The 12,114-nt window shown below is 69.0% G+C and carries 15 protein-coding genes; 9 read left to right on the forward strand and 6 right to left on the reverse strand.

The window, feature by feature from the left end:
* Positions 1-305 precede the first annotated feature (305 nt).
* The 4 genes from F8566_RS29565 to F8566_RS29580 are packed head-to-tail and all read left to right on the forward strand — an operon-like array spanning position 306 to position 2,682.
* Complete coding sequence (locus F8566_RS29565; protein ID WP_192809919.1) at positions 306-581, forward strand: helix-hairpin-helix domain-containing protein; 276 nt, start codon at positions 306-308, stop codon at positions 579-581.
* A 16-nt stretch (positions 582-597) separates the two neighbouring features.
* A complete protein-coding gene (locus F8566_RS29570; RefSeq protein WP_225993638.1) occupies positions 598-1,227 on the forward strand; it encodes a TetR/AcrR family transcriptional regulator in 630 nt (209 codons plus the stop codon).
* A gap of 56 nt (positions 1,228-1,283) precedes the next feature.
* Positions 1,284-2,144 (forward strand): SDR family oxidoreductase, encoded by an 861-nt coding sequence (locus F8566_RS29575; protein ID WP_151565127.1) that lies wholly within the window; start codon positions 1,284-1,286, stop codon positions 2,142-2,144.
* A complete protein-coding gene (locus tag F8566_RS29580; RefSeq protein WP_151565128.1) occupies positions 2,137-2,682 on the forward strand; it encodes a carboxymuconolactone decarboxylase family protein in 546 nt (181 codons plus the stop codon). The genes F8566_RS29575 and F8566_RS29580 overlap by 8 nt, the downstream gene beginning before the upstream one ends.
* Here the strand turns inward: F8566_RS29580 and F8566_RS29585 are convergent.
* Both F8566_RS29585 and F8566_RS29590 read right to left on the reverse strand, forming a co-directional pair.
* Positions 2,639-3,430 carry an alpha/beta fold hydrolase gene (locus F8566_RS29585; RefSeq protein WP_151565129.1) on the reverse strand — a complete coding sequence of 264 codons (792 nt, stop codon included), beginning with the start codon at positions 3,428-3,430 and terminating at the stop codon, positions 2,639-2,641. The two genes, F8566_RS29580 and F8566_RS29585, sit on opposite strands and share 44 nt — an antisense overlap.
* A gap of 294 nt (positions 3,431-3,724) precedes the next feature.
* A complete protein-coding gene (locus F8566_RS29590) occupies positions 3,725-4,519 on the reverse strand; it encodes a glutamate ABC transporter substrate-binding protein (protein WP_151565130.1) in 795 nt (264 codons plus the stop codon).
* Between the two features lie 300 nt (positions 4,520-4,819).
* Here F8566_RS29590 and F8566_RS29595 point away from each other — a divergent pair, with 300 nt between their 5' ends.
* Positions 4,820-5,431, forward strand: a complete 612-nt coding sequence (locus F8566_RS29595; protein WP_151565131.1) for a TenA family protein — start codon at positions 4,820-4,822, stop codon at positions 5,429-5,431.
* Here the strand turns inward: F8566_RS29595 and F8566_RS29600 are convergent.
* Both F8566_RS29600 and F8566_RS29605 read right to left on the reverse strand, forming a co-directional pair.
* Positions 5,428-6,516, reverse strand: coding sequence for an alkene reductase (locus F8566_RS29600; protein ID WP_151565132.1), 1,089 nt, complete (start codon positions 6,514-6,516; stop codon positions 5,428-5,430). The two genes, F8566_RS29595 and F8566_RS29600, sit on opposite strands and share 4 nt — an antisense overlap.
* Positions 6,517-6,838: 322 nt before the next feature.
* Positions 6,839-7,225, reverse strand: a complete 387-nt coding sequence (locus F8566_RS29605; RefSeq protein WP_151565133.1) for a RidA family protein — start codon at positions 7,223-7,225, stop codon at positions 6,839-6,841.
* A 65-nt stretch (positions 7,226-7,290) separates the two neighbouring features.
* Between F8566_RS29605 and F8566_RS29610 the strand changes: the two genes are divergently transcribed.
* Both F8566_RS29610 and F8566_RS29615 read left to right on the forward strand, forming a co-directional pair.
* The gene (locus tag F8566_RS29610; protein ID WP_225993639.1) at positions 7,291-7,740 is read left to right on the forward strand and encodes a MarR family winged helix-turn-helix transcriptional regulator; all 450 of its coding nucleotides are present in this window, start codon (positions 7,291-7,293) and stop codon (positions 7,738-7,740) included.
* A gap of 161 nt (positions 7,741-7,901) precedes the next feature.
* Entirely contained in the window at positions 7,902-9,437 is a 1,536-nt protein-coding gene (locus F8566_RS29615) for a M28 family peptidase (RefSeq protein WP_225993640.1), read from the forward strand.
* A 57-nt stretch (positions 9,438-9,494) separates the two neighbouring features.
* Here the strand turns inward: F8566_RS29615 and F8566_RS29620 are convergent, their stop codons facing one another.
* Positions 9,495-10,262, reverse strand: a complete 768-nt coding sequence (locus F8566_RS29620; RefSeq protein ID WP_151565134.1) for an SDR family oxidoreductase — start codon at positions 10,260-10,262, stop codon at positions 9,495-9,497.
* Positions 10,263-10,345: 83 nt separating this feature from the next.
* A complete protein-coding gene (locus tag F8566_RS29625; RefSeq protein ID WP_225993641.1) occupies positions 10,346-11,173 on the reverse strand; it encodes a hypothetical protein in 828 nt (275 codons plus the stop codon).
* A gap of 129 nt (positions 11,174-11,302) precedes the next feature.
* On the opposite strand from F8566_RS29625, the gene F8566_RS29630 reads away from it, so the two are divergent.
* The gene (locus F8566_RS29630) at positions 11,303-11,728 is read left to right on the forward strand and encodes a hypothetical protein (RefSeq protein WP_151565135.1); all 426 of its coding nucleotides are present in this window, start codon (positions 11,303-11,305) and stop codon (positions 11,726-11,728) included.
* Positions 11,729-11,801: 73 nt separating this feature from the next.
* Complete coding sequence (locus tag F8566_RS29635; protein ID WP_151565136.1) at positions 11,802-12,047, forward strand: hypothetical protein; 246 nt, start codon at positions 11,802-11,804, stop codon at positions 12,045-12,047.
* The last annotated feature ends 67 nt before the right edge of the window (positions 12,048-12,114 follow it).

A 12,114-nucleotide genomic window follows, 5' to 3' on the forward strand; every position in this document is an offset into this window, starting at 1 on the left:
GGCCGCCGAAATCTCGACGCATGTCGAAGTGTGTCCGCCGAGGGGTATCGCCGTGCCACGCGGCGGTTTCTGTCATGGAGGTGAGCGTCGCCGCCGCCCCTCGGCGAGCGACCGCACCCGATGTACAGCCAGATTTACAACTGAAGGTCCGACGAAGAGCCGCGCAAATGACCAGGGGCAACTTCAAGCGATGCACCGGACCGGTGACGTGCCCGCCTCTGCCCGCCGGGTGAATGTATCGCTGGGATGGTCGCGTGTCCGTTTCCGACAAGACGGAACCTGGGCCGGGCTGGTCTTGTGGAGTCATGAGTACTGAACGAGATGACCTGGTGACATTGGCGAACGTCGGTCCGGCCATTGCGCGCAAGTTCGGGCGGATCGGGATTACGCGGGTCGGTCAGCTGGCGGGGCGGGACGCGTTCGAGGTGTTCGAGGAGATGTGTGCGGCGGACGGCGTGCGGCATGATCCGTGTCTGCTCGACACGGTGATGTCGGCCGTGGACCAGGCAGACGGGCTGCCTGGCCGGCCCTGGTGGGAGTACACCGGGGAACGCAAGCGCATCCTCGCCGGGAGCCGCTGACTTCTAGCATGGCCGCGTGGAGAAGCCGTCCTCGTTGCGCACGCATTCCGCCGAGCCGTTGTCGGGCGGGTCGCACGGCCTGACCCGGGAAGAGGTCGCGGCACAGCAGCGAAGCCGTCTGCTGGTGGCGATGGTGGAGGTGGCCGCCGAGAAGGGGTACGTCGCGACCTCGGTCGCCGATGTGCTCAAGCGCTCCCGGGTGTCGCGGCTGACCTTCTACGAGAACTTCGCCAACAAGGAAGCGTGCTTCATCGCCGCGTACGAGCTGGTCACCGACATCCTGGCGGAGCGGATGGAGGCGGCGCTGCGGCTCGGAGGCACCCCGCTGGAGCGGTTCGACCGGGTGATCGGCGCGTACCTGGCGGGGCTGGCGGCGGAGCCCGAGGCGGCGCGGGTCTTTCTCGTGGAGGTGTACGCGGCGGGCGTCGAGGTGCTGGGCCGGAGGCTGACCGTGCAGGCCACGTTGACCGAATGGGTGGCCGAGCTGTTCGGTGCCGTCACCGCAGAGCAAAGGCTCGCGTGCGAGTCGGCCGTCGGTGCGCTGATCTCGTTGGTCACGACCCGTGTTCTTACCGGCGATCACGCGGGGCTGGCGGCGCTCAGGGAGCCGTTCGTCGCCATGGTCGCCCGGTTGATGAACGCATAGACACTGGCGTCTACAGCGATAGACATCAATGTCTATGGCTGTCTAGGTTGTGTGCCGTGACGAGTTTGTCCGGCAAGACGTGCCTGATCACCGGCGCGGCGAGCGGGCTGGGCCGGAGTACGGCGCTGGTCGCGGCGGCACGAGGCGCCGCCCTGGTGCTCACCGACATCGACGCCGGCGGCCTGGCGGAGACGGCCGGTGCCATTCGCGCCACCGGCGCGACGGTGGTCCTCGCCGAGCCCGTGGACGTCGCCGACCACGCCGACGTGCTGCGCCTGGCCGAACGCGTGCACGCCGAGGTCGGAAGCGTGGACGTGGTCATGAACGTCGCGGGGGTGTCGGCCTGGGGCACGGTCGACCGGCTCGCGCACCGGCACTGGCGGCGGATGGTGGACGTGAATCTCATGGGCCCGATCCACGTCATCGAGGCGTTCGTCCCGCCGATGATCGACGCCGGGCGCGGCGGTCATCTGGTCAATGTGTCTTCGGCGGCGGGCCTGTTCGGGCTGCCCTGGCACGCCGCGTACAGCGCGAGCAAGTTCGGCCTGCGCGGGGTGTCGGAGGTGCTCCGCTTCGACCTGCGTCGACATCGGATCGGCGTGAGCCTGGTGTGCCCCGGCGGCATCGACACACCGCTGGTGAACAGCGTGGACATCGTCGGCGTCGACCGGGAGGCGCCCCGGGCCCGGCGGGCGATCGCACTGTTCCGCAAGCGCGCGGTCTCACCGGACCAGGCGGCACGGGCCCTCGTGCGGGGCGTCGAACGCGACAAGTATCTGATCTTCACGTCCGGCGACGTCCGGTTGGTGCATCTGGTCCAGCGCCACGTTCCCGGGGTGTACAACTTGATCATGCGGGCACTGAACGCCGCGATGACCAGATACCTCGACGAGCCGGAGAAGGACGCCCGTGCCTGAGCCCCGTATACCACCCGGTGGACTTCGTGAGGTCGGGCTGCCCAACTGGGTGGCCATCCAGCTGGTAGGCCTCGCGGGCGGCACCACCGCCCCGAACCTCTTCCTGACCTTGGCGAGGCATCGCAAGCTCTTCCGGGCCTGGGTCCGGTTCGGCGGGCGGCTGATGCCGCGCGGCATCCTCCCGCGTCGCGAGACCGAGCTTGTGATCTTGAGGGTCGCGCATCTGCGGGACTGCGCGTACGAGTTCGAACACCACATCCGGCTCGGTCGCCGTGCCGGTGTGGACGCGGACGACGTCACGCGGCTCGGCGTCGGCCCGGTCGCCGACGGCTGGACGCCGCGCGAGCGGACCATGCTCACCGCCGTCGATCACATGCACGAGCATGGCGATCTCGATGACGCCGCCTGGGCCGGGCTGCGCCGGCATCTGTCTCCCCGGGAGTGCGTCGAGCTGTGCATGCTCGCCGGGCATTACGAGATGCTCGCCACCGTGATCAAGTCGCTGCGCATCGAGCTCGACCGGCCGCGCCGGCGATGAAGTCAGTGATCAGCTTGGCCCAGGACTCCGGGCGTTCGGCGAACGGGAGATGACCCGTGTCGAGCTCGGCCAGGCGGGCGCCGGTGATCTGGGCGGCGACCTCGCGGTGCAGGGACGGCGGCACGAGCCGGTCGCGGGTCGTTGAGATCACCAGGGTGGGGACGCTGATCCGGGCCAGATCGGCGCGGACGTCGACCCGGGGCAGGATCTCGGTGTGCTCAGGGGTGCCGGGCGGCAGAGAGCCTGCGGTCGCGTGCACGACCCCGGCAAGGTCGGCCGCGGGTATCGAGTCCAGCGCGGCCGGGCTGTTGGCCAGGAGCAGCAGGAACTCGGCCAGCAGGGTGTGATCGCCGGAGGCGTGGAGCTTGGACCAGATCGACGCCGCGAGGCGGAAGTGGGTGTCGGGGCGGGCGAACGGGGCGGTCAGGACGAGGGCGGTCACCCGTTCGGGATGGCGGGTCGCGGCGCGCACGGCGACGGCGGTGCCGAGGGAGTAGCCGGAGATCGCAAAGGTCTCCAGGCCTTCGGCGACGGCGGCGTCCACGAGCTCGTCCGCCAGTTCGTCCAACTCGAACGGGGTTGCGGCGCGGGGCGTCTCGCCCGTGCCGGGGTAGTCCACACCCACGACGGTGTGCTCGGCCGCGAGGGCGTCCAGGATCGGGCCGTAGTTGGCGGCGATGCCGCCGCCCGCGCCATGGGCGAGGGCCAGGCCGGGACCGGAGCCCTGGACGGTTCGGGCGAGGGACATGAGGTCTCCCTGGTTTCTATAGCGTCTGCTACAGATTAGCCATATTTTGTAGTGGACGCTACATATTGAGGCCGGGAACAACGTGGAGGCGGTCGCGGTTACATCTGATGGTCGGTGTGCCTGGTGTCCCCCGGGCCTAACCATTGCCTTTGCGGAATACCGTTCGGCTGGAGCCGCATTGAGCCTTCCGCCGTGAGGCGACCCGCGCATCGGCCCCGACGAAGGACCCCGTGTCGAGCGGGGTCTTTCGTCGTTCAGGGGTGACTCCCGACGTTCAGGAGCGGCGTCCGACGTTCAGGAGCAGCCCTCGAACTCCGGGACCGACTCGGTCAGCTGGAGCCCGGCGGGGCCGAACCACTTGCGCAGCAGGCGGGAGGCCGTGCCGTCCTGGTACATCTGCGTGATCGCCTTGTTGACGCGCTCGCAGCCCTCGACGTCGCCCTTGCGCAGGCCCACCCCATAACGTTCGTCGGTGAAGGGGGTGTTGGTGATGCGTACCCGGTCCTGCGCCCTGGCCGCGAACCCCGCGAGGACCAGGTCGCCTGTGGAGACCGCGTCGACCTGGCCGGCGAGCAGCTTCTTGAAGCAGTCGCTGTAGGACGGCGACGGCACGAGCCGGGGTGTGATCCCCAGGCCCCGGGTGACGCGTTGAGTCGAGACCGAACCGCTCGCCTCGCACATGCGGCGGCCTCTCAGATCCCGGACCGAGCGGATGCCCTGCTCGTTCCTCCGGATCATGATGTCCTGGTGGGCCACGTAGTACGGCCCGCCGAACGTGACCTTCGTCGCACGTTCGGCGGTGATGGAGTACGAGGCCAGCACGAGGTCGACCCTGCCCGCGCCGAGCTGCCGTTCCCGGTCCTCCGACGTGACGGTCTGGAACGTGACGCGCGTCGCCCCGAGCCGCCGGGCGATGTACGTGCCGACGTCGACCTCGAAGCCCTTGTGGGAGCCGCCTTCCAGCAAGCCCAGGCCGGGTTGGTCGGACTTCACGCCGACCACGATCGTCTTCTTCTGTGAGGCCGTTGCGGCCGCCGTGCAGCCCGTCAGCGCGAGGGTGAGGATCACCGCTCCTGTCGCACGGGCCATGCCAGATCGCACACCTCCACGCTGCCGCGTCCAGACGGCCCTGCAGCGGCCCATTGGCGGCCGTGAGGTGAACGGCCGGTGACGGGAACAATCCCAGGCGGGTGACGGTTACATCTGACGGCCGGTGTGCCTGGGTGTCCCCGGGCCTCACCTTTTGCCTTTGCGGAATACCGTCCGGCTGGAGCCGCATTGTGCCTTTCGCCGAGAGGCGACCCCACACATCGGCTGGGACGTGGGACCCCGCCGGACAGACGTCCGGCGGGGTCTTCGTCATTGCGGGCCCGGTGGGAGACTTCGGGCATGAGTCTCGCGGCGCATCTGGAAGAACTCGGCCTGCCGTTGGTCGAGGAGCAGCTGAAGCACCCGACCGTGGCGGGCATCGCGAGCGGTGACCTGGACGAGGCGGTGTTCCGGTCATGGCTGGAGCAGGACTACCTCTTCCTCCTCGACTATGTGCGGGTCTTCTCGCGGCTGGCCTGGCAGGCTCCCGCGGCGCATCTCGGGGACCTCGTCGATCTCGCGCACTCCACGTTCCACGAGGAGCTCTCCCTGCACCGCTCGCTGGCCGCGGAGTTCGCCGCCGACCTGGAGGGCGCGAGCAAGGGACCGGCGTGCGCCGCCTACACCCGCTTCCTCCTGGACAGCGCCGCCTCGTACGGCGATGGGCTCGCCGCGCTCTACCCGTGCATGTGGGGCTACTCGACGCTCGGGCTCCGGCTCGCCGAGAACCCCCCGGCCGAGCCGCGCTACAGGCGCTGGGTCGACACCTACGCAGACTCCGGCTTCGCCGAGCTGACCAGGCGCTGTGCCCAGATGCTCGATGAGGCCGGCCCGGATCGGGAGCGTGCTGAGCAGTTCTTCCTGGAGGGGATGCGGCACGAGCTCGACTTCTGGAACGTCCCGGTGAGTTAGATGCGCGAATCAGAGAGGGCGGGATAGTCGACGTAGCCCTCGGCGCCGCCGCCATAGGCGGGACCTCGGTTCGGCGGGCTCAAGGGTGCGCCTGAGGCGATGCGGGCGGGCAGGTCGGGATTGGCGATGAAGTGCCGCCCGAACGAGAAGAGGTCGGCCAGACCTGCGCTGAGAACGTTCTCCCCCGCGCTCGGCGTGGTGGGTTCCGGGCCGTTGAAGTTTCCGATCAAGGTGCCCGACCAGCGCGGCCGCAGGTCGGCGAGGGCGCCGTACGCGCCGCGTTCGATCACGTGCAGGTAGGCGAGCCCGAGCGGATCCAGCGTGTCCACGAGCGTCCGGTAGGTGTCCTGCGCGTTCTCCTCCGCGATCTCGTTCTCCGGGTTGTCGGGGGAGATCCGAAGCCCGGTCCGGTCCGCTCCGATCTCGGCCGCGACGGCTTCCACGACCTCGATCGCGAACCGCAGCCGCCCGTTGCGCGAGCCGCCGTAGCGGTCGGTGCGCACGTTGGTGTTCTCGGCGAGGAACTGCTGGATCAGGTAGCCGTTCGCACCGTGGATCTCGACGCCGTCGAAGCCGGCCGCGATCGCGTTCCGTGCCTCGGCGGCGAAGTCCGCAACCGTCGCCTCGGCTTCCGCGGTCGTCAGCGGACGCGGGGTGACATGATCCACCAAGCCCTGGGCCGTGAAGATCTGCTCACCTTCAATACGGACGGCGGAAGGAGCCACGGGCCGCTGCCCGTCCGGCAGCACATACGGGTGCGACATGCGCCCCACGTGCCAGAGCTGGGCATGGATACGCCCGCCGGCCGCGTGAACGGCGTCGGTCACCTCCCGCCACGCCGCCACCTGCGCCTCGGTCACCAGTCCCGGGATGCCGGGTCCGCCCTTGCCCAGCACGTTCGGGTACACGCCCTCACTGACGATCAACCCGGCCCCGGCGCGCTGCGCGTAGTAATCCTTGGCCAGCGGGCTGGGCACGCCGGTCAGATCGTCGGCCCTTCCCCTGGTCATGGGGGCCATGACGATGCGGTTCGGAAGGTCGAGGGCACCGCGCCGGTACGCGCGCAACAAGGGACTGATGGTCATGTGGTCCTACCTCTTTCGGTCAGATCTAGCGGGTCGCATGGTCGCGGACGCTTCCACGCGCATTACGGGCGAACGCGTCGCACCAGCCCGAGCGCGTCGCATGGCGGGCGAGCGTGTGGCGCAGGGTTGCGCTTCTGGCGGGTGAGCAAGGCGATTGGGGCAGGGTCTGGTAGAGCGCGAGCGTGCTCTGCCAGGGGCGAGCGTGTGGCTTCAGCGCGAGAGCGTGGGATCTGGCGCGGACGTGTTGTGCTGGGGCGATGTGTGGCAGCAGCGGGACCGCGGTGCGTTCGAGGGCGCGTCACATTCAGGGCGGGCGTGTCTGTTAGGGGGCGAGTGCGGTTACTTCGACTTCGATCTGCCAGTCGGGCTGGGCGAGCGCGGAGATCTCTAGCAGGGTGTCGGCGGGGTAGGGCTCGCTGAGGAACTCCTCGCGTAGCCGGATCACCTTGTCGAGGTTGGCCGCCATGTCGGTCACGTAGATGCCGACCTTGACGACGTCGCCGAGGCCGGTGCCGGCCTCGGCCAGGACGCGCTCGATATTGGCGAATGCCTGACGGCCCTGGGCCAGGAAGTCGTCGGAGACGGTCTTGCCCTGCTCGTCGATGCCTGCCTGGCCCGAGACGTGGATGAGGCCGCCGGCCTTGATCGCTTGTGAGATCCGGTACGGCGCGTACCAGTCCGGGGTGGTGGCGATCTTCTCGATGCTCATGATCCTCCTTCATGCATGTACATGCGTTGCATGCACATGCAGATATTGGTCTTGCATGTACTGTGGTGTCAACAGGTGAAGGCGAGGACGACATGGACGCGCTGGTCTGGGACCAGGTCGTGACGTTGCACGGCCGGGTCGAGAACGAGCTGGCGAAGGCGCTTCAGCGCCGCCACGGCATCGGGCTCTCGGAGTTCCGGGCGTTGTGCCGCCTCTCCCACGCCGACGACGGTGAGCTGCGAATGCAGGAGCTGGCCGACCTCATCGGCCTCAACCAGAGCTCGGTCAGCCGCCTTGTCGCGCGTCTGGAGACCGCCGGTTTCACTCGCCGCGACCTCTGCGCGAACGACCGTCGCGGCGTCTACACGGTCATCACCGACGAAGGGCGCGCCGCTGTGGAGAACGCGTCGCCGACGTACTACGAGACTCTCAGCCGCTCCCTGGACGACGCCTCAAGCGACCCGCGCGTATCCGGCTTGGTCGCGGCCCTCCGCACTGACGTCCCGGTCGGCTGACGCGACCACGTTTGGCCAGATCAGGCCTTATCCCTGGCTGTGGCCGGTTGTGGGCGGCGCCGGGGTGACTGCGCCCTTTCCTCTGTAGCGGGTCGGCGTTACTTTCCAGGAACGGAAGTTCCGGGGGGTTTGCGTCGATTCGTCCTAACAAAGGAGTTGGCGTGCGTATTCGCCGTCGCAGGCGGGTCGCCGGTGCCGTAATGGTCGCCGCGGCCGTGATCCTGCCCCTGTCCGTGTCCGCGCCGGCCGAAGCCGGTTCCCTCGACGATGTGTTCGCCAAGGTGCTGGTGGCGAAGGTCAAGGGCGAGAACGTCAAGAAGCACCTGGACGCCCTCCAGGCGATCGCGACCGCGAACGGGGGCAACCGGGCAGCGGGGACGCCCGGCTACAACGCCTCGCGCGACTATGTCGCCAAGAAGTTGCGGGCCGCCGGTTACAAGGTGACCCTCGACCCGATCAACTTCGTGGAGAGCTGGAGCGAGAACACCCCGCCGGTCCTGGCACAGACGTCACCGACGCCGAAGACCTACACGCCGGGTACGGACTTCGTCACGTTCGAGCCGTCGCCCGCCGGTGACGTGACGGCGCAGGTCCAGGGCGTCGACCTCGTGCTGCCGCCGACGCCGACGCCGACCTCGACCAGCGGCTGCGAGACCTCGGACTTCAACGGGTTCGTGGCGGGCCGGATCGCGCTGATCCAGCGCGGCACCTGCCCGTTCGCCACCAAGGTGCTCAACGCCGGGCGCGCAGGGGCGTCGGGCATCATCATCTTCAACGAGGGCCAGCCGGGCCGGACGGACCCGTTCCCGCTCAACATCGGTGAGTGGCGGGCCGGGATCCCCATGGTGTTCTCCAGCTTCGCCGTAGGCAACGAGCTCGCCACGGCCCCGGGCGCCACCGTCCGGCTGAAGGTCGACTCCAACCTGGTCCTCGGCACCAACCACAACGTCATCGCCGAGTCGCGGCATGGCAACCCCGGCAACGTGGTCATGATCGGCGCGCACCTCGACAGCGTCCCCGAGGGCCCCGGCATCAACGACAACGGGTCGGGCACTGCGGCGATCCTCGAAACCGCACTGCAGATGCGGCACTTCCCGGTCAAGAACAAGATGCGCTTCGCGTTCTGGGCCGCCGAGGAGATCGGCCTGCTCGGCTCCGACCAGTACGTGGCGAAGTTGTCGCAGGCGGAACAGGACAAGATCCGGCTCTACCTGAACTTCGACATGGTCGCGTCGCCGAACTACGCCTACAAGCTCTACGACGGCGACGACTCCGACGCCACGGGCGCGCCCGCGGGCCCGCCGGGCTCGGCGCAGATCGAGAAGCAGCTGGAGCGGTTCTTCGACCGTCGCAACCTCGGCCACGTCGGCACCGACTTCGACGGTCGCTCCGACTACGGTCCCTTCATCGCGGTCGGCATCCCGTCCGGTGGGATCTTCACCGGCGCCGAGGGCCTGAAGACGCCCGCCGAGGCGGCCCTCTTCGGCGGCACCGCTGGAGTCGCCTACGACGTCTGCTACCACCTGGCCTGCGACACGATCACCAACGTCAACCTGACCGCGCTGGACGTCAACTCCGACGCCATCGCCGACTCGGCGGCCAGGTACGCCTTCAACACCAGAGACATCCCTGTCAACGCGCTCGCGCCCAGCGCACGCGTGGCTCCCAAGGCCACCGTGGGCTCCGGCGCACGATGAGCTGAGCGCGACGAAGGCCGTCCGGGACCCCGGGCGGCCTTCGTCGCGTTCCGCGGGTCAGAGGTGGGAGCCGCCCGTGGCGTCGATGGTGGTGCCGGTGACCCAGCGGCCGTCGGCTGAGGCGAGGAAGGCGACGGCCGCGGCCACGTCGTCGGGCCGGCCGACACGGCCGAGCGCGGCGCGGGAGGCGGCATGGGCCTCGGCATCGGCGTTGCCGCGGAGCCAGTCCGCGTTCATGTCCGTGTCGATGATCCCGGGTGCCACGTTGTTGACGGTGATACCACGCGGGCCGAGGTGCTGGGCGAGCGCGAGGGTGAAGGTGTCGATGGCGCCCTTGGTCATCGCGTACGCGATGGCTTCGGGGAAGGCGATCCGGGTGGCGCCCGTGGTGATGTTGATGATGCGGCCGCCGTCGCGCAGCCGGGAGAGTGCTCGCTGGGTCGTGAAGAACGTGGCGCGGGTGTTGACCGCGAAGACCTCGTCATAGAGCGCGGGCGTGACGTCCTCGATCGTGATGGCCGCGCCGACTCCCGCATTGTTGACCAGGATGTCGATCTCACGGGCGGCTCCGTGCTCGCGCAGGCCTGGATCGAGCGCCGCGAAGAGCGTGTCGACGTCGCCCTCGGTGCCGAGGCGTGCCTGGACGGCGAAGGCGCGCCCGCCGGCGGTGGTGATCGCCGCCACGACCTCCTTGGCCGCGGCCTCGTCCCGCGCGTAGTTCACCGCGACGAGCGCGCCGTCGGCGGCGAGCCGTTCGGCGATGGCCCGCCCGATCCCCCGGCTCGCGCCCGTCACCAGTGCCGTCTTGCCCTCAAGCGTCGCCATCGCCCTGACTCCATTTCGTAGTGATCGATACAGATCGACCGTAACATTGATCTGTATCGATCACTACATAAATCGGGGTGTCATCAGTGGTGGCCGGCGACGATGGTGAACGCTGCGGTGCGGACCACATCGCCGTGCTTGAAGTCGAGGAACGCCCGATAGGTCCCGGGGCCGGGCACCTGTGCGTGGAACGTGATGCCGGGCCCGGGCTCGGTCACCCCGTCGCCCGGCTCCCCGTCCGGGTGGACGTGCACGTACGCCAGATCCCCGGCGCGCAGGATGACCAGGTGGCCGTAGGCGGCGAGGTAGGGCTGCAGGTCGGTGACCGGCTTCCCGTTCTTGTGCACGGTCAGGGTCAGCTGCCGGCCTTGTCCGGGCGTGAGGCCGCCGTCGATCTCGACCTCATAGCCGTCCACGGCATGGGCCGATGCCGGCTCGGGTACCGGCTTCGGCTCGTACGGGCCGGCCACCGCGAGATCGGCGCCCAGTGTGATCGTGCGGCCGAGGTCGCGCGGGGCGATATCGGTGAAGATCCGGTAGGCACCCGCTTCGGGCAGATCCAGCCGGACCGACCAGGTGCCGTCGGTGTCGCGTTCGGGATGCACATGCCAGAAGCCGGTGAGCTCCCGCTGCACCACGATCAGGTGCAGCTCCCGGTCGTGGATCGGGGTGAACGCGGTGACGGGGCGACCGTCCGGGCCGAGGATCCGGAACCGGAAGTCGACCTCACCAGGCTCGAGGATCGTCGCCAGCGGGTCGAGGGTGTAGCCGTCCGCGGAGATCTGCAGACCGCCGGGGCCGCTGCTCGCCTGGTGGCCGTGGTGGTGGCCGTGGTGGCCGTGGTGACCGTGGGGGGCGGTGGTGTACGACGTGGTGGACATTGTGACCTCCCGTTCCGGAGTGGTTCCCATGACCTGAAACTTATACCCCTGGGGGGTATTTTCCCTGCGAAAAGAGCGGTGAGATAGGTCACTCTGCACTGGTCCGATCGTTACTCTCAGTAAAGATTGACCTACACAGTGTTAGGTAAGGTCATCCTTGTGGCAGCACGTCGACGCCGGCTGGTATCGGCCGACCGCAGGACAGGGATGCTGTGGCCGGTCATCTTCGCCGCGACCATCCTGCTGGCCGCGCTCACCTTGGCCGAGGCAGGCGGCGGCCTGGCTGTGCCTCCGGTCCCGCACGCGCAGGCCGTCATCGCCGACCCCGGCAACGGTCCGGGGAGGGGAGAGCGCGACGGCGAGGCGGGCACCGGAGAGCACGAGGCCCGGCCCCGCCCGGCCGCCCGGCGCTTCGGTGGCTGTCGTGACCTTGTTTCGACACCCGCCCGCCACGCGGCGACCACCCGGCTCGCCCTGCTCCGGCATATGGGCCGCCCGCCGTCCACACCCGGGCTGCCCGCCCGCCCCTCCAGCCGAACGCCGGGCGCGTGCCTGCTCATCGCGCTCAACATCTCCCGGACGTAGACCCGGGGGCGCGGCCCCTGCGCGCCTTCCGTGATCCATTCGTCCGCAGATGAGCAAGAGCGGGGATTTCGCAATGCGAACTCGGGAGATTCACGTCATCAGGGAGCGGTGGCACTTCTACTGCCTCGACTGCCTTCGGCCGTACGACGACGTCTACGAGGCACGGCACGCCGACGACGGGCATGGCGGTGATGCGGTCGCCTGGTTCCACGCCGGGATGGCGAGCCAGCCGCCGTGGACCGAGCCGAAGTGTCCCTTCTGCGAGGGCCTGCACGTCAAGGTCCTCCCAGGGGGCACGCTCGTGCCGAAGCAGCGCTGACGAAAGGCCAAGCCACCAAGGTCGGTGGAATGGCGAAGGCCGTGCCCTCCCAGCCTGGGAGGGCACG

It is taken from the genome of Actinomadura rudentiformis (assembly GCF_008923185.1).
GTDB lineage: Bacteria > Actinomycetota > Actinomycetes > Streptosporangiales > Streptosporangiaceae > Spirillospora > Spirillospora rudentiformis.

What these genes read in the sequence shown, in the direction of transcription:
- F8566_RS29565 (WP_192809919.1), top strand. Translation starts at nt 306, where the DNA reads ATGAGTACTGAACGAGATGACCTGGTGACATTGGCGAACGTCGGTCCG.
- F8566_RS29585 (WP_151565129.1), bottom strand. Translation starts at nt 3,430, where the DNA reads ATGTCCCTCGCCCGAACCGTCCAGGGCTCCGGTCCCGGCCTGGCCCTC.
- F8566_RS29590 (WP_151565130.1), bottom strand. Translation starts at nt 4,519, where the DNA reads ATGGCCCGTGCGACAGGAGCGGTGATCCTCACCCTCGCGCTGACGGGC.
- F8566_RS29595 (WP_151565131.1), top strand. Translation starts at nt 4,820, where the DNA reads ATGAGTCTCGCGGCGCATCTGGAAGAACTCGGCCTGCCGTTGGTCGAG.
- F8566_RS29600 (WP_151565132.1), bottom strand. Translation starts at nt 6,516, where the DNA reads ATGACCATCAGTCCCTTGTTGCGCGCGTACCGGCGCGGTGCCCTCGAC.
- F8566_RS29605 (WP_151565133.1), bottom strand. Translation starts at nt 7,225, where the DNA reads ATGAGCATCGAGAAGATCGCCACCACCCCGGACTGGTACGCGCCGTAC.
- F8566_RS29620 (WP_151565134.1), bottom strand. Translation starts at nt 10,262, where the DNA reads ATGGCGACGCTTGAGGGCAAGACGGCACTGGTGACGGGCGCGAGCCGG.
- F8566_RS29625 (WP_225993641.1), bottom strand. Translation starts at nt 11,173, where the DNA reads ATGGGAACCACTCCGGAACGGGAGGTCACAATGTCCACCACGTCGTAC.
- F8566_RS29635 (WP_151565136.1), top strand. Translation starts at nt 11,802, where the DNA reads ATGCGAACTCGGGAGATTCACGTCATCAGGGAGCGGTGGCACTTCTAC.